We start from the raw sequence: 16,180 nt of genomic DNA, 5'->3' as shown, positions 1-16,180 counted from the left end.
AAAAGATTTTGCCTCATAACTTTCTTATTAAATGTGAGTGCGGCAATTTAAGTAAGCATGTCGGTGCTTTGATCGGCGACAGCAAATGCCCTGCCGAACTGATCACGCCAGTATCAAGTCTCCATTGGTCAACGCTACTTTTATCGTAGCCTGCAGTTGCCACACCGCTTCAACAACACGCGGGGTAGCAGATGCATCACCATGCATCGTTGACTGCCCGTCTGGCGAAAATTCGATCTTCAGCAGTTCCTGCAGCATGCCCTCCCTATAGGACGGAAGCGGATCGCTGCTGTAGCGCGAGCATCCCAGCTTTGTGGCGAATTCTTGATCGATTGGCAGGTAAAGCCTGTTAATCGCAGCATCTATCTCAAACAACCCTCTACCCTCAAGATGGCGCAGAAGCGCACTCTGGTCGCGAATTACAGGATCAATGATCAGCTGCAGGTCAAATAGAGCATCGTCTTTCATTGTGGTCACGACATCTTCCTCCAAGGTCCACTTGTCAAGCGCATGCCATCCAAACAATTCCACTATCTATCTGGAAATAAGAATTTTAGGCGTGCGGGATATAGAGCGGCACGTGGATGGACTGCGCAGGTTAGGCGCGCCTAGGATGCCAGTCCAGGCCGCGCTGTGCAGTAGGGAAATTCTGACGATCCACTTGCCTTGGTGCAACATCGTGAGTCCCTACTTCTCGATGAAGTGTTGTGGCGGCCCGTTGACCAGATGCGCCAGGTTGGCACTGGCTCACCTGGATCGCGCGCCGTCTACGATCGTGGCTCAGGTGAGGAGCACCTATGCCGTGCATGTGACCGGACTGTGGGTCAACGATTTGCCGGCCAAGCCGGAAGCCAATTCCTAAGCGATGTAGGAGGCTGATATGAACGGCGGTAGCCCAGTACCGCTCCAAGCGTGCGGTGAGTCACTGTTGGTCCGAGCGGGGCCTGCTGTTCCGCTTGCTCGTCGGGCTAAGCATCGAGAGGGAACAGTGGGCGATTTCTCGCTGAACAAGGACCGTGCGCATGCCCGCTCTCGAATCTACTTGGTGATCCTGCGTAAATCGCGATTCGACGAAATTTCAAACCCATATCACCTCCTTGAAGCTGGTTGGTACCGGCTTCGCGTATGACGCTGCGCCGGTAGCGTCCTTGCAGGAGCAAATGAGCATGAGGAGCAAGGTCGAGCTGATCTATTGCGTGATGGTCGTGGCTACGGCTGTTCTTGCTAGTGTCATGAAATGCACGGCGAGCGCTGCCTGCAGCAGATGTGGTGACCTCGTCGATTCGTTCGACTGATCCCCAACCCACCTTGGCACCTCGCACAAGGCCCGGCATCGTCCGGGCCTTGTGCGTTTGTGCCGTCAACAACGAGGAGACAGAAATGCACTTGATCGAAACGATGGCCTACGCCGGAGAGATACCCTGGCACGGCTTGGGTAACCGGCTGGCACCGCGGCAGCCCATCGACGTATGGAAGCGGCAGGCGGGCATGGACTGGAAGATAGAGGAGGCGGAGGTGCGCTACGTTGCGGGTAGCCACAACCTTGGCGTGATCCATGCCTTCCCGGAGCAGAAGGTGCTTTACCGCTCGGATACGCGTTTGCCCCTGTCTGTGGTGTCCAAGCGCTTCCAGGTCGTGCAGCCGGGCCAGATCCTGGAGTTTTATCGGGACCTGACCTCCAGCAACGGCTTCGAACTGGAAACGGCAGGGGTGCTGCGCGAGGGCCGCAAGTTCTGGGCGCTGGCCCGGACTGGACAGAGTGCGACGCTGAAAGGACAGGACAAGGTAAATGGCTACCTGCTGCTGGCCACCGCCTGCGACGGCACGTTGGCGACCACGGCGCAGTTCACGTCGGTCCGGGTGGTCTGCAACAACACCCTGTCCATCGCACTGGGCAACGCCTCCGGAGCCATCAAGGTGCCGCACCGCAGCCAGTTCGATCCGGACGTGGTGAAGCGCCAGCTGGGCATCACCGTCTCGTCCTGGGATGGGTTCGTGGCCCGGATGAAGGCATTGGTGGAGAGACCGGTGGATCCGGACTCGGTGGAAGTGCTGCTGCGCCGGGTGCTGACCTACGCCGCGCCTGACGGCAAGGCCGCGGTAGTGAACGAGCAAGCGTTGGCCAACGTGCGCTCTCTGTACGAGGGTGGTGGGCGCGGTGCACTGATGGCCTCAAGCCGCGGTACGGCCTGGGGCTTGCTCAACAGCGTAACCGAGTTCATCGATCACCATCGCCGGGCGCGCAGCGACGATCATCGCCGCGACGCGGCCTGGTTCGGTCAAGGGGCGGCGATCAAGCAACGGGCCTGGGACGAAGTGATGACGCTGGCGGCCTGATGACGACACCAATGGATCAAGCGCCATCGGCCGGCACGTCAGGCGATGAACCAGACCGTGTTCGCCAGGACAAGGTGATCGCTCGCGCGCTGCGCATCCTTGAGAGCCGGGCCAGCAAGTCCGGTGTGCTGATGAGCGATCCTGGCACGTGCGGGCGATTCTTCCGTTTGCGGCTGGGCGACGAGGCTCGGGAGCATTTCGAGGTGGCCTTCCTTGACACCCGGCACCGGCTCATCGCAGTTGAGCGGCTGTTCTCCGGCTCGGTGGACGGGGCGGAGGTGTATCCACGCATCGTGGTCCAGCGCGCGCTGGCCTTGAACGCGGCAGCCGTCATGGTGGCTCATAACCATCCCAGCGGCCATCCGGAGCCATCGCGGATGGATCTAGCGGTTACAACACGCTTGAAGAGCGCACTGGCGCTGGTGGAGGTGAGGGTGCTGGACCATTTCGTGGTCACAGCTGGGGAGGCTGTCTCGATGGCGACACACGGACTGCTCTGAGTCCTGGGACGCTAGAAGATGGCCATAAGGTTGCCCGGCCCTTGGCCGGGCGCTTTATTGGAACTTTCGGACGATGTCAGCCGAGGATCCAGTAGCGGAGCGTTCCATGTCGCCGCTGAGGAATTCTGACCCAGACCGGTACGTGACCAGCTGGCTCAACGAGGAGGTTTACGCCCGGTGTTGCTGGCCGGCTGTCGAGCGGGCTCTGCCTTCCTGGATTCTTCACTCTGTATGAGCTTCAGAAGTTTTTCGACCAAGTCCGGCTGGGTGCCCAGCAGCTGCAGCAGCTCGGTTACCTCCACTTGATGTGTCCGGTCGATCTGGGCCAGCGCCAGGATCGCATCCGCCATCTCCGCACTATCCGCCAGCAAGTAGGCCGGCGGTACCTCAAGCACCTTGGCCAGCGTACTGAGGCTATCGAAGCCGACTGCCGTGACTTGGTGTTCATAGCGGTTGATCCGCGAGGAGCCTCTCTCCTTGCCCAAACCCATGCGATCTCCCAATGCGCGTTGGCTCAGGGCACGCAGTTGCCGTGCCTGGACAAGACGGGCAGCGAAGAGGGCGCGAAGCGGGTCGGACACCGAGAAAGGAGAGTGCGGAAGGGTGACCGAATCATGACGAAGCCTCTTCTGGTATGTCAGACTCTATCTGACAGATAGATGGTGAACGTGTCAATGCGGTGTCCGCTGCTGGCGGATCGCAATTTGAGGGATAGACAGGAGAAAACAGTGTCAGGCAAGGACTACTACGAATTACTCGGGATCCGTCCCAATGCCGGGCCGGAAGAGATCGAGCTGGCATACCGGGGTCGGCGAAGCCAGTACCACCCGGATCGCTACGCCAATGCAGATGGGGAAACCCAGGCCTGGGCCACCAGCAGGATGCAGGAGGTCAACGGGGCTTACGCGGTACTCAAGGACCCGGCGGAGCGCGCTCTGTTCGACCATGTCCGCCAGTCCCAGGCCTTCGAATCCGCAGCACATCCGCGGCACCCGAACGTGGCGCCTGCCCCAAGCCTAAGGGAGGCTCTGGGACACATGGTGTTCGACGATGAACCCTTCGAAAGAGTGTTCGTGTCCCCGCACATTCCAAGAAAGAAGCTTGGTGGTGCGATCGACAGCTATGGCGAAGGGATTCGTCCCAAAGACGTCGTGGCCCTGATCGACGACACGCTGTTTGGCGGCGCAAGGGAAGGAATCCTGATCACGGAATCAGAGATCCGGTTCAAGGGCGCGTTCCAGTCGGTTGATACCCGGCTGTTGGGATGCCTGGAGGAGATCTCGGCCGAAGGCAAGTACGTCTACATCAACGGCGAACGGTACGCCGAATTGAACATACCGAACCGGGACGATCTGAGAACGTTGTTCGAGGCCGTCACCCGATACCTGCAGGAATCTGCTTGACCAAAAAGCCATCAAAAGGAGCGGCGATGAAGTATCTGGTTGGAATCTATGGGGCAACGGTGCTGATAGCCGCAATTTGCTTCGATATCTGGGGGCAGTACGCCTACAAGGGGTTCTTCTACAACTTGGGGCAGGCGCTGGTATGGCCTGCTGTCGTGTTCCCGTCCTTCGGGAAGCTCCTGAGCGGCGTCATCTGGCTGCTGGTGATCCTATCCGTCCTCTCGCTCAGGTCAAGGGGACGCTGATGAGCCGGAGAGCCATGAATATCACCGCATTATGGGTTGTGCTCCTGCTTCTCGTAGCGGGCTGCAGCAGCAAGCTGGACAAGGTGCGCGATCAGTTCATCGACAGCTGTGTAGGCAGTGGCGCTCCTTTGTCCACGTGCACGTGTGCCATCGATGAGTTGCAGGAAAGGTATGGGGAGAAGGGATTGGTCGCGATCGAGGAGCGTGGTTACCCACCACCAGGCTTCCTCGATCAGCTCGCCGAAGCGGCACAACAATGCAGGGAACAATCAAGGAATTGACATGAAGCACAGCCATATCGCAACAACGATTCTGCTCGCCGCACTGGCCCTCGCGGGGTGCAACAAGGAAGAGACGCCAACCAAGGTTGGCGAGGTTAATTTGGCTGGCTGTGAGGTGCCGGCCGGCCTATCCCGCGAAGAAGCCGAGATGGTCCAGTGCGCGAAACAGGAACAGGTTGCTGCTGGTACTACGGCAACGGAAGCTGCACCTGCGGCTCCCGTGGCGCCTGCGCTATCCGACGAGGAGGTCATCGCCGCAATGATCACCGAGCAGGCGGTAAAGGATGATGGCGCAAGCGAGTACAAAGACGCCCGCAAGTCGGCTGTCGCTGATCTCACAGGCGACGGTAAGCCTGAAGTTGTGGTGTTGTACACCTTGGAGGGAGCTGGCGGTGGTAACGGCAGTACAACCTACTTGGCTGTCCTCTCGCGGGAAGCCGCGCAACTGAAGCTCATCGACAACCAACCGGTTGGCGGTTTCGGAAACGCAGTCCTGGGAATGGAAGTACGGGATGGTATGGCTCGTCTGAAGCGGTTGGTCCAAGGGCCGAATGATCCCGATTGCTGCCCTTCGACCGAGGAGGAAGCTGCATACGTGGTCCACAACGGGAAATGGCTACAGGCGCAGCCGCGACCCTAGTCCCGAACTATCGCCGGAGGAGGAGAGCCTAAGACTCTCCTCCTCCGGCGACATCCTTCTTTTTTTGAACAAACAGGTGCTATGCAGAGAGGCGACGACGAGGTAGGCGCATGGAAATATAAATAAGAAAATCCTGGCTCCTCCGCCTCTCCCATGCCGGCTGGATGTCGGGCCTAACCGTTGGTCCTCGAAGCGAAGCCCAGTCCGGTGGGGAGGGTACCCGCCAGTCCCGGTCGAAGCGTTGATGCGGGCCTTCAACCAGGCATAGGTGCTCATGCTCCAGCTGCGTCTGGGTTCCTAAGAGGACGCGAAGGAGCTCGCTCAGGACGCCAAGCCAGGCTTCTGGTGGCTGGAGATGAAAGGTAGTCAGCTACTGCCGGGCCTACTTGTTTCGGGCTGCCCAGAACCTGGCCATGGCCCCGCTGGTCACGCGGGCCCACATGGATGGAGCTGTCCGACCCAGCCAACCTCGGCATCTGGCCAGACCCGGTGACCGGAGCCTGCCGCTGAAAGTGAATCCGAAGGCAAGTCCGTGAACTGCCGCTCGGCGATCTGCTACGTAGGCCTTGTGGAGCGTATGTGCCTAATGCTAGGGCAGACCTTGACTGAGGTGATGAGGTGGACGTGCCCGTGGCCGTGGCCGCCGGGGAGTTCTACCTGGTGAGGATGCAGATGATCCCAACCGACCGGCATTAACAACTTTCGGAACAAGAATGCAGCGAAGCGGCACGGCTGTGACCGAAACGGCCGAAGCGTAACGACCTGCATCGCGGATCGAAATGGGCTGGGTGCGGTCCGTGTCGACCACGATTCGTCCCGCTCCAAACAGCTAGCAGGTATTGCAATGAACTAGGCCAGGACGGAGAGCCAAGGTTCTCCGCCAGCATAAGTGATTGATTTTTTTGATAAACAACTGGTTAGCAACTACTGGAAAACGTGGAAAAAGCATCTGCAAAAACGTTGATTTTTTCTTCCTCGGCTTTTATTCCGCTATGGAGCCAAATACTCCTAGCTGGATCAATTCCAGCCAGGAACTCCGGCCGGATTCCTCCCGACAATGACATAAAAAAGGAATACCCCCGATGAGTATCCAAACGAAACGATCGCCTAACGCAGATGACGATGGCAATTCCGCACCCAATGCGGGGCACTGGAATGTCATGACAGCTTGGTTGCCGGACAGTCCGACTTTGAGTTTCAAGGGCCTGCTCAAGATCACTGGCGTGAGCAAAAGCAAGGCCTACGAACTCAAAAAAACCGATCCGACCTTCCCGAAAGGCATTCCGCTCTACGACAGCGACCGTTCGCCCAGGCTCTATTGGACGCACGAGGCAATCGCCTGGGTCGAAGGTCGCGCCAGCAAGCTCCGCATCCGGCAGGAGGGCAACTGACCATGAACACCATCAACGAAGCCTTGGCAGGCGCGAACAGCCCACTGGAGAAGCTGGAAATAGCCTTGAAGCAAGAATTGACCAGCGGCAAGAACAAGCTCGAACGCGACTTCAAGGAGGCCTACCCGGTGTTCGAGCAGCACATTGCGCGAAAGATGCGCAAGAAGATGCTGATGGAGCAGTTCAACGCCGCCTACAAGCACCAACTGAACCTGATCCAATTCCGCAAGCTGCTGAACATGGAGCGTGAATGCCGCAAGGCATCCGGCGACGTGATGACCTGCGCCACCTGTGGGCAACGTCTGTTTTACGCCAAGGATATGGCTCCAGACTCCGGCAACGGGGAGGAAGCATAATGAGCAACATACCTCCAAGAATGGTGTCCGCCTACCCGCTGAATGCATTTCTCTTCATGACGCGAGAGACCGGGTACGAGCTTGCCCGCAACGTGCAGGCGCCGGATGCGTTGATCGGCATGAGCCTCATCAACGCGATCTCGATGGCCTGCCAGGGCTTGATCGACGTAAAGCTGCCAACCGGGCAAGTGCGTCCGGTTTCTCAGAACTTGATGCTTGTCGCCGAATCGGGGGAACGCAAGTCGACTGTGTCGTCGTTGCTACTCGCCCCCTTTCATGAAGCCGACACGCAGGCACTGGCCAACCACAAACTGAAGATGGAGCAGCATCAGGCCGAGCTCGGGTCGTGGGTGGCCAAGGGCAAAGGCTTGCGCACCGCCATCAGCAAGGCAACCGGGAAAGGAAAGTCGGCCGCGGAACTGGATAACCAGCTGCTTGAGCACGCCCGGTCCATGCCCAGCAAACCGCGTCTTCGCTATTTCCTGCGCCAGGACATCACCTCTAAGGCCGTCATGGAGGCCTTGCAGGGCGATGGGGAGTCGATCGCGATCACTACCGATGAAGGCCACATGTTGTTCAAGAGCGAAGCCATGCTCCATCTTGGGCTGCTCAACCGGCTATGGGACTCTCCGCAAGCGCTGCCCTTGGACCGCGCGGATAACGAACGGCTACTTGCGATGAACCCTCGCGTTTCGGTGAGCATCATGACCCAGCAAGTACCATTGAAGGAGTTCCTGGACAGGCGCGGGTCTGTTGCAAAGGGAAGCGGGCACTGGGCGCGCTATCTGGTCGGTTGGCCGCGCTCGATGATGGGCTATCGCCATGTCGATACCAATGAACAGGTATGGGAATACCTGCCGACCTTCCATGCCCGCGTCCGAGAGCTGTTGGAAAAGTACCGTGAAATGATCGAATCAGGCGCGATCGAACGCGAACTGATCGGTTTCTCGGTCGATGCGAAAGCGCGCTGGGTCGAGCTGGCGAGTCAGACGGAAAGCATGTTGCGAGAGGGAGAATACCTCAGCGACATCAACGATTTCGCCTCGAAGGCGATGGAGATCCTCGCTCGCCTTGCAGCGTCCATGCATCACTTCGGCGGGGAAAGTGGAGATATCACGCTCGACACGCTGAATCGGGCGTTCACCATCGTCCGGTGGCATATCGACGAGTACAAGTACCTGTTTTCACCACAATTCGTGGCTCCACAGGACCAGGTCGATGCGCAGGCGGTGGCAAGCTATCTCCACTCGCGCATCTGGGGCGGCCCTGGGTCGGACACCTATGTTCCAAGGAACCATGTCCTACGTAACGGGCCGGTGCGCAATCGTACCCGCCTAAATGCCGCTTTGGAACTACTGGCGGCCCAAGGAGCCGTCTGGATCTCCACTGGCTATCGGGACAAGAAGGCCTACCTACGTCTGAACGACAACTTCTTCCATTGGACGAGACTGTAGATACCGCATTCGTAAGTAACCTTGGCCCCGGCCCAGCGCCGGGGCCTTTTTGTTGCTGCTCAGGGGGAGAAACACATGCGATTCTGCGATTTTGTCGCAAAATCACCCGGTTACCGGGCCACAGGTATCAGCAATTCAGGTTGGGCAACCACTACTGCGCCGCCAGCGCGGCACTCGGCATATTGTGCCTTCTCGGCGTCAGCCATGCCCTCGATGAAGCGCTGCCCAAGGTGACGTTCGGCACGCCGCTGCACGCCTTGGTCACGTAAGCTGCGGTGGTCAACCCGGGCATCTTGCCCATACTCTGCTAGCACTTTGTTCTGCGTTTCTGCCACCAGCTTGCGAGTGGCCGTCACCTGCTGTCTCAGCTCCATCGGGCTCTTGCCCCCACTGTCCTTACGACAACCACCCGCGCTCGGTTGCTTCGCGTTGTAGCGCGAGAACATCCGCTCCGGTAAGCGAGCTATTCCATCCGGGATCCTGTCCGAGCACATCAGATGGACGTGAGGATTCTGGATGCCGCCTAACTTTCCCTCAGGTGCATGGATTGCATACTGGTATGGTTTGGTTCCAATCAGATTCCCGACCAGCCGCTCTGTGAGGTCGATCAGCTGCGGCACAGTTAGTTCGTTCGGCAATGCGATCTCGTGTTCGCGGTAGGTCGCACCGTTGGCGCGCTCATGTCGGTCGGCCATGCTCCAGAATAGGCTGGGATCACCCTCGGCCCACTCCGGCATGTTCCCGTGGCTCGCGTGAATCAGGTCTCCTCGGGCGCTCTGCGCGCCCCGACGCTCGATATAGTTGGCGTGCCTGCGTGCACTACCCTTCTTTCCGCTCTTGATGCTGTGGTGGAAGCTTGCCATCTGTGTATCACCCTTTCTCTCTGGACAAACAAAAGCCGACAAGATTGCTCTTGTCGGCTGCCATGGAGACATGGTTCTCAGTCCGCGCGCTATCTGCTTTGGAAGAAAAGGTAAGTGCGCGTGCTTTTACCCCTCCCTATCCATTGCATCAGTTCAGTGTCTGTCTGTTCGATCGGACTGCTTGTTCCATCTCCATAGAGATAAGGACGACAGAGTGAAAATTTACATGTCCACTCTCAACGCAGGCCATGAATCCATTCGTACCTCGTTTCTTCTCTGCCATGCAGCACGACAAAGTCCCGAGCAGCTTTCACAATATATTCTCGGTAATCAGCAATCAATTCTCGGGTCTTGACGTGATCAAGTGACGTATATATCCCTGCGATCAACTTCGCCTGTTCAGGTTGTAACGGCCTGTGAGAGCAGGTCATGTGCGCCCTGCCAAGCATTGCGTGGCTATACCAGAGCGTTCTTTCCGAGTAGATGAACCATGCTGTATAGGCAAGATGCTTCTCCTTCCCTTCGATGAAGGCATCCAGCTGTTTTTGAGGTGCCGCTAGCTTCGAACCGTATCGTCGAGACTTCTTTGGCTTTGACTTCATCTTACGCTGGTGCAGAACGGAGCAGAATGCCGCGACGACATGCACGATCCCGATAGGCCTCGGATTCTCATTACTCGGCAGCTTGATCGACGCCAGATAAACGGCGAGAGCGTAACAGGCTCTGACAGCATCTCTCCCGGTGAGGATGTCCCTTTTGTTGTAGGTGAATCCTGTAGCTGCTGACACAAGACGGGCAATCTCCGCTGCATTCTCCGCGCAGAACGCCGGAACCTCATCGAGAGACATGAAGGGAGTGTGGCCTTTGATAACCACGCCATGCACAGGCGGAATCGATTTACAGATATAACTGAAATCCACCTGTATGTTGCTTATAGTCTTGTCATTCGGGATTGCACGATTCGTGGTGATCTCGAAGTGCAAGGAATGCAGGAATTCAAGAGCCCTGAGATGAAAGTATGCCGCCACGTGCAGCCTCTGTTCGCGCTCTATAGGCGCTACAGCGCCCATGAATTCTTTCGTCTTTGCGATCAAATAATCATCTGCTTCGAACAAGAGACCCCTGTCCTCGTCGACATGGAGGTGGGTAAGTAGCACCTTGTCGATTGCCTCGTTCGTTTCTTTCCAGTAGACGTGAGGCGCATTCCGAGAACTGAAGAGAACGTCAATCTGCGCCTTCTCTTTCGCAGGGATTTCTTGCTCTAGGTCGCTGATGATTCGGCGCTTTGCCTCACTAACCCTTTCGCTCTCCTGCGTGGGTGTAAAGGCAAGAACGTCCATGATGACTTGCGACTTGGGGCCGGGCGGCTCAAGCAGGCTGACAAGGTGCATGCCGCTGTCATAGCTGTAGTTGTAAAGCGTCTTGATAGTCTTGATGTCAGCGACGGGATGCTTCTCGGCGATGCTCTTGAGCGGCTTCCCCGAAATGAAGCGAAGCAACCTGAGAACGGGCTTCAGCTGATGGATACTCATCTGTTTGGCATCGGTATCGAGTGACGCACCACTTGTCGTGGTGGTCCTTTCATAGACCAGCTCGTCCATCAACTCTTTTATTGTTGCAGTTTGGGCGCCGTCGGAATCATTACATTTTCCGAAATCAAAGCGAGAACGAAGGTTGCTGAATTGAGGCTTTTTGATGCGAACTGTCATATTTATCGAACTCCATTGGCTTGGTGATTATTTCCAGCCAATTATCTGGCGCCCTGTGGGCACACTCGGTTTCTACTTGAACCTCAAATATCGGACACTGATTTGTAGCGCATCAGCCGAGTGGCACTGGAACACTTCGGGCTGCCCACGAAGGTAGTTGAACGTCACTGCCCACTTCGAATCCCCTCCCCGAAATTCTTTGGGGTGCTCGACTGATTACGGACGGCTTATGTTACACCCTACATCGGCACCAAATTTCTCTCAGCACGCAACTTGTCGAGGTAGTCGGCCCATGCTTGCATCATCTTCCGGCGCTCCGGCAAGTGGGCCGTTCGGTTGTACGCACGCCCATTAGGATCGCGCACAGCGTGAGCCAACTGGTGCTCGATATAGTCGGGCCGGAAGCCCAGCACTTCATCGAGCACGGTGCGAGCCATCGCGCGGAAGCCATGCGCGGTCATGGTGGATGACGTTCGCACCTTGCCATCCTTGCCTATTTCCTCCTTGACGAAGCCCATGCGACGCATGGCGGAATTGAGGGTGTTCTCGCTCATGGGCCGCCCTTTGCCTTGCAGACTGGGGAAGACGTACTCGCCACGCCTGGTCAGGGGCTTCAGTTCCTCCAGAATCTCGATGGCTTGCTTCGACAATGGAACGATGTGGGCGGTTCCGGTCTTCGTGGCGATGTATCGCCATTCGCGAGCCTCTAGGTCAATGTCCGCCCATCTCGCTGCACGAAGCTCTCCCGGGCGTGCAAATAGGAGCGAGGCGAGCTTGAGAGCCGCTCGAACGATAGTGCTCCCCTCGTAGCCCCAGATAGCGCGAAGTAGCGGCGCTACTTGTGCTGGCTCCGTGAGGCTGGCGAAATGCTCGGTCTGGGTGGGCTCCAATGCCCCGAGCAGGTCTTGAGCCGGGTTATGTTTCGCCCTGCCGGTAGCAATCGAATAGCGAAAGACCATGCTGGCAATGCCACGGGCGCGATGGGCCGTCTCCACGGCACCGCGCTTTTCCATCTTGCGCAGGACTGCCAGCAGTTCTGGTGCGGAGATTTCCGTGATCGGCCGTTCACCGATGTAGGGGTTGAGATCCTTCTCCACGATCCGTGTGTTGCGCACAGCGGTGGACTTGGCATTCTTCTTGGCGCGCATGGTCAACAGCTCCAGTGCGATCGCTCCAAAGCTGCTATCGGCACGATCGAGGCGCGTTAGCTTCTGGACCTTGCGCTGCTCACCTGGATCAATCCCGGACTTCAGTACCTGGCGCGACTCCGCATGACGCTTACGGGCTTCGGCAAGACTGATCTCCGGATAGGCCCCAAGGGCAAGCCGCTTTTCCTTCCCGGCGAAACGATACTTCCAACGCCACAGCTTGCCCCCGCTCGGCGCGATCTCCAGATACAGCCCCCCGCCATCGAACAAGCGTACGGGCTTGCTGGCTGGCTGCGCCTTGCGGATGAGGAGGTCATTTAGGGGCATGGGGGCATCTCGACTTCGGCGCACGTGGAATGCCCCCATCTATGCCCCCAACAGCGCTGGATTTCAATGGATCGCCCCGAACTTCAGCGGACACCAACAACAAAAAACCCCCGATTTCTCGAGGGTTTTTGGACATCCTGGGACAAACCTGGAACTCGAATTGGTGCGCCCGGAGGGATTCGAACCCCCGACCAATGGCTTCGGAAGCCACTACTCTATCCGGCTGAGCTACGGGCGCAACGGACGCGCATTCTAACGGCAAACCGCGCGCCGCGTCTCCCCCATGCCCGATTGCCGCCACGGCCCGCCCCGGCGGTCGCCGTATCCGCGGCCGCGCGGCGCGACTTCCGCGAGGACCGACGTTCGGCGGCGGCACATCGCGTGCGTACAGCCAGTTCCTGCGCCCGGGTCTGCAGCCCGAAGCGGGTGCGCAGGCCGTCGCCGTCGCGGCGGCCACCGCGCGAGCGTGCTGCCGCCGGTCGGGCCCGGCTGCTACCCTTGCGCGATGGGTTACGAACGCTACGAAACGCCCGCCGCGCTGCCGCCGCGCGCGCGCCTGGGCCAGTACTGGAAACTGCTGCGCGGCGACCGTCCGATCGGCGCGCTGCTGCTGCTGTGGCCGACCTGGTGGGCGCTGTGGCTGGCCGCCGACGGGGTGCCGCCGCTGTGGACGCTGTTCGTGTTCACCGCCGGGGTCTGGCTGACCCGCTCGGCCGGCTGCGTCATCAACGACTACGCCGATCGCTGGCTGGACCCGCAGGTCGAGCGCACCCGCAGCCGGCCGCTGGCCACCGGCGCGGTCAGCGGCCGCGAGGCGCTGGCAGTGTTCGCCCTGCTGATGATCGTGGCCTTCGCGCTGGTGCTGACGATGAACGCGCTGACCATCGGCCTGAGCGTGGTCGGGCTGTTCCTGGCCGCCAGCTATCCCTATCTGAAGCGCTACACCTACCTGCCGCAGGTCTATCTGGGCATGGCCTTCGGCTGGGGCATCCCGATGGCGTTCGCGGCGATCCGCGGCGAGGTGCCGGCGCTGGGCTGGCTGCTGTACGCGGCCAACATCCTGTGGGCCACCGCCTACGACACCTGGTACGCGATGGTGGACCGCGAGGACGACCTGCGCGCCGGCTCCAGGTCCACCGCGATCCTGTTCGGCGACCTGGACCTGATCGCGCAGGGCATCCTGTACGCGCTGATGTTCGTCGCGCTGGCCTTCGTCGGCACCCGCGGCGCGCTGGGAATCTGGTACTGGTCGGGGCTGGGCGTGGCCGCGCTGCTGGTCGCCCACGAATTCCGCATCGCCCGCAGCCGCGAACGTGCGCCCTGCTTCCGCGCCTTCCTGCACAACAACTGGGTCGGCCTGGCGATCTTCGTCGGCATCGCCGCGGCCCTGGCGCTGCGCGCAGGGTAGACCCTGGCGAGACGCCGCGCAGTGGCGGCTGCCCCCCCCCCCCCCCCCCGACGATGTCGTGAGGAGCCAGGCGGCGCTCCGGTCGCTGACGGCAATACCGCAGGGCACTTCGTCCCGTCGTTGCCGGTAATAAAGCGTCGGGACTGAGTCCCTCCCACAAAACCGTCGATCGACTCCTGCAGGAGCGGCGTCAGCCGCGACGCCGTTTCCACGACCGGTGCCGGGAACGACTTCGATCACGACACGCATGAGACCGGCAAAATCCGCCTCCCACCTGCTGGATCGGCATGTCCCCGCCCCCGACCTGCCCGACGGCGCAATCGGGGAGAGCGGCGGCGCGCTCCGCTTCGAAGCAGCGACATCGCGCTACGCCAGCGGAACAAGACAGCGGCGCGCGGCTCGAACAGGCGCGCGATGCGATACAAGCCCGCCATCGCGAACACGGCGGCCCATCCCGATCGCGCCAGCCAGCGTTACGGCTTCCCTTCTGCCGTCGGCGCGTGCGTCAGCAGCGCGAACGCCCGCTGCTGTTCCTGCGCATCCTGCAGACCGCTGATGCGCAGCCTGTCGCCGGGGAGCGGCGCCATGACCGTCGCCACGGTGAGCACCTGACCGTCGGCCAGCAGCGCGATCGGCTTGCCGATGTTCTGCTCCGTCGCCCGGGTCAGGCGATCGTCGTGCCCCGAGAAACGCAGATCGAGTGCCGGCTTGCCATCGTCGCCGTCCACGCGCGCCACCGTCGCGGCGCCATCGACGGCCAACAACGGCTGCGGCGCCAGATACACCGGCCGTCCCTGGTACGCGGCCTCGGTATAGCCGGCGCTGGGCGCATTGCTGGCCAGGCGCCATTCGATCTTCGCCTTCACCGCACTCGCGTCCGCACTCGCGCCGGCGCCATCGGGCGACGGGACGTAGCTGCATCCGCTCATGCCGAACACGCACAACGCCAACGACAGTCCCAGAGTTCTCAAGCGCATCGCCATCTCCCGCAGTTCGTTTGGCGACATCATAGAAGAACCGGCCGTTGCGGCCTGTCGCAGACCGCCGCCCCAGCCGCGTCACGCAGAAGAACGTGCCATGCATCGCGCTGCGGAACCCGGCCGCCAGCGGCCGATTGCGTCGGGTCGTGGCTTCTGCGCCGCACGACGAAGCGTAACGCTCGCCCCCCATCAGACACGCCCTCGCTGCCGTTGCGCGGTCCACAGGCAACCACAGCAGCAACCGCTCCCTGCGTGCATGACAGATCACGCGACCACGGCCCGCACCAGACACGCATACCCACATGACCTGCCACGCCTTTGCCGTCGCAGGGCCAATCGCCGCTGCGGCACGCAAGTCACCAACGTACTCACGGCACCCGCGCCACCACCCACGCATCGACCCGGTCCACGCCGGCGCGGCGCAGCGCCTGTGCCGCGGCATGCAGGGTGGCGCCGGTGGTCATCACGTCGTCGATCAACGCCACATGCGTCGGCAACGGCGTCCGCACCGCGAACGCATGGCGCAGGTTGCGGCGCCGCGCCTGCGCATCGAGTTCGGACTGCGGCGCCGTCGCGCGCACCCGCTGCAGGCCGTCGCACAGCGGCAGGCCCAGCGCGCGCGCCAGCGGCCGCGCCAGTTCCAGCGCCTGGTCGTAACCGCGTTGGCGCAGCCGCACGGCATGCAGCGGCACCGGCAGCACCGCCTGCGGACGCGGCAAGCCGGCGCAGCGCGCCTGCAGCAATGCCGCCAACAGGCGCCCGGCGGCCAGATCCTGATGGAACTTGAAGCGCCGCAGCAACCCGTCGACCGGGGCACCGTAGACGCAGGCGCTGGCGACCAGGGTCAGCGGCGGCGGCTTGCGCTGGCAGACACCGCACAGCTGGGCGGCGTCCAACGCGGGCAGCGGCAGCGCGCACGCCTGGCAGGCGCTGGCATTCCAGGGCAGCGCATCGCGGCAGGCCGGGCACAGGTCCAGGCCGGCGGCGCCGGGTTCGGCGCAGACCAGGCAGCGCTCGGGCAGCACGCAGCGCTGCAAGCGCCGCCACCAGCCGTCAACCCTGCTGCCGGCAATGAAGTTGACAGGGATATCCATGCTCACCAGACTGCCCGCTTTCCCAGCCGCTTACCGTCAGGAAA

At 60.6% G+C, this 16,180-nt stretch carries 17 protein-coding genes and 1 tRNA gene; 10 read left to right on the top strand and 8 right to left on the bottom strand.

The window, feature by feature from the left end; all coding sequences use genetic code 11:
• Nucleotides 1-102: 102 nt before the first annotated feature.
• Nucleotides 103-468 carry a hypothetical protein gene (locus NRY95_02640; protein ID UYC18475.1) on the bottom strand — a complete coding sequence of 122 codons (366 nt, stop codon included), beginning with the start codon at nt 466-468 and terminating at the stop codon, nt 103-105.
• 912 nt (nt 469-1,380) lie between these two features.
• Between NRY95_02640 and NRY95_02635 the strand changes: the two genes are divergently transcribed.
• Both NRY95_02635 and NRY95_02630 read left to right on the top strand, forming a co-directional pair.
• Nucleotides 1,381-2,337 carry a DUF932 domain-containing protein gene (locus tag NRY95_02635; GenBank protein ID UYC16896.1) on the top strand — a complete coding sequence of 319 codons (957 nt, stop codon included), beginning with the start codon at nt 1,381-1,383 and terminating at the stop codon, nt 2,335-2,337.
• A gap of 11 nt (nt 2,338-2,348) precedes the next feature.
• Nucleotides 2,349-2,837 carry a hypothetical protein gene (locus NRY95_02630; GenBank protein UYC18474.1) on the top strand — a complete coding sequence of 163 codons (489 nt, stop codon included), beginning with the start codon at nt 2,349-2,351 and terminating at the stop codon, nt 2,835-2,837.
• Nucleotides 2,838-2,992: 155 nt separating this feature from the next.
• On the opposite strand, the gene NRY95_02625 is transcribed toward NRY95_02630, so the two are convergent.
• Nucleotides 2,993-3,328 carry a DNA-binding protein gene (locus NRY95_02625; GenBank protein ID UYC16895.1) on the bottom strand — a complete coding sequence of 112 codons (336 nt, stop codon included), beginning with the start codon at nt 3,326-3,328 and terminating at the stop codon, nt 2,993-2,995.
• Nucleotides 3,329-3,565: 237 nt separating this feature from the next.
• Here NRY95_02625 and NRY95_02620 point away from each other — a divergent pair, with 237 nt between their 5' ends.
• From NRY95_02620 to NRY95_02590, 7 genes are all read left to right on the top strand, one after another.
• Nucleotides 3,566-4,240 carry a DnaJ domain-containing protein gene (locus tag NRY95_02620; protein UYC16894.1) on the top strand — a complete coding sequence of 225 codons (675 nt, stop codon included), beginning with the start codon at nt 3,566-3,568 and terminating at the stop codon, nt 4,238-4,240.
• A gap of 26 nt (nt 4,241-4,266) precedes the next feature.
• On the top strand, nt 4,267-4,485 hold the full coding sequence (locus tag NRY95_02615) for a hypothetical protein (GenBank protein UYC16893.1): 219 nt from the start codon (nt 4,267-4,269) through the stop codon (nt 4,483-4,485).
• 14 nt (nt 4,486-4,499) lie between these two features.
• Complete coding sequence (locus NRY95_02610) at nt 4,500-4,766, top strand: hypothetical protein (protein UYC16892.1); 267 nt, start codon at nt 4,500-4,502, stop codon at nt 4,764-4,766.
• A gap of 1 nt (nt 4,767) precedes the next feature.
• On the top strand, nt 4,768-5,406 hold the full coding sequence (locus NRY95_02605; GenBank protein ID UYC16891.1) for a hypothetical protein: 639 nt from the start codon (nt 4,768-4,770) through the stop codon (nt 5,404-5,406).
• A gap of 1,082 nt (nt 5,407-6,488) precedes the next feature.
• A complete protein-coding gene (locus NRY95_02600; GenBank protein ID UYC16890.1) occupies nt 6,489-6,797 on the top strand; it encodes a hypothetical protein in 309 nt (102 codons plus the stop codon).
• Nucleotides 6,798-6,799: 2 nt separating this feature from the next.
• Nucleotides 6,800-7,153 carry a hypothetical protein gene (locus NRY95_02595; GenBank protein ID UYC16889.1) on the top strand — a complete coding sequence of 118 codons (354 nt, stop codon included), beginning with the start codon at nt 6,800-6,802 and terminating at the stop codon, nt 7,151-7,153.
• Nucleotides 7,153-8,607, top strand: a complete 1,455-nt coding sequence (locus NRY95_02590; protein ID UYC16888.1) for a YfjI family protein — start codon at nt 7,153-7,155, stop codon at nt 8,605-8,607. Before NRY95_02595 ends, NRY95_02590 begins: the two co-directional genes overlap by 1 nt.
• Before the next feature lie 110 nt (nt 8,608-8,717).
• Here NRY95_02590 and NRY95_02585 read toward each other — a convergent pair whose 3' ends face one another.
• The 4 genes from NRY95_02585 to NRY95_02570 all read right to left on the bottom strand — a co-directional run bounded on the left by NRY95_02585 (nt 8,718) and on the right by NRY95_02570 (nt 12,892).
• Nucleotides 8,718-9,470 (bottom strand): MobA/MobL family protein, encoded by a 753-nt coding sequence (locus NRY95_02585; protein ID UYC16887.1) that lies wholly within the window; start codon nt 9,468-9,470, stop codon nt 8,718-8,720.
• 236 nt (nt 9,471-9,706) lie between these two features.
• On the bottom strand, nt 9,707-11,179 hold the full coding sequence (locus tag NRY95_02580; GenBank protein UYC16886.1) for a hypothetical protein: 1,473 nt from the start codon (nt 11,177-11,179) through the stop codon (nt 9,707-9,709).
• 239 nt (nt 11,180-11,418) lie between these two features.
• Nucleotides 11,419-12,654, bottom strand: a complete 1,236-nt coding sequence (locus tag NRY95_02575; protein ID UYC16885.1) for an integrase arm-type DNA-binding domain-containing protein — start codon at nt 12,652-12,654, stop codon at nt 11,419-11,421.
• Between the two features lie 161 nt (nt 12,655-12,815).
• Nucleotides 12,816-12,892, bottom strand: a tRNA-Arg gene (locus NRY95_02570).
• Nucleotides 12,893-13,159: 267 nt separating this feature from the next.
• On the opposite strand from NRY95_02570, the gene ubiA reads away from it, so the two are divergent.
• Nucleotides 13,160-14,062: a 4-hydroxybenzoate octaprenyltransferase gene (gene ubiA / locus NRY95_02565; protein UYC16884.1), complete on the top strand. Its 903-nt coding sequence runs from the start codon at nt 13,160-13,162 to the stop codon at nt 14,060-14,062.
• Nucleotides 14,063-14,535: 473 nt separating this feature from the next.
• Here the strand turns inward: ubiA and NRY95_02560 are convergent, their stop codons facing one another.
• A complete protein-coding gene (locus NRY95_02560; protein ID UYC16883.1) occupies nt 14,536-15,069 on the bottom strand; it encodes a preprotein translocase subunit SecD in 534 nt (177 codons plus the stop codon).
• A gap of 341 nt (nt 15,070-15,410) precedes the next feature.
• On the bottom strand, nt 15,411-16,136 hold the full coding sequence (locus NRY95_02555; GenBank protein ID UYC16882.1) for a ComF family protein: 726 nt from the start codon (nt 16,134-16,136) through the stop codon (nt 15,411-15,413).
• Nucleotides 16,137-16,180: the final 44 nt, after the last annotated feature.

Origin of the sequence: Xanthomonas campestris pv. phormiicola (assembly GCA_025666215.1) — a bacterium.
GTDB classification, from domain to species: domain Bacteria; phylum Pseudomonadota; class Gammaproteobacteria; order Xanthomonadales; family Xanthomonadaceae; genus Xanthomonas_A; species Xanthomonas_A campestris_A.
This window is presented reverse-complemented; position numbering and strand designations above follow the sequence as displayed.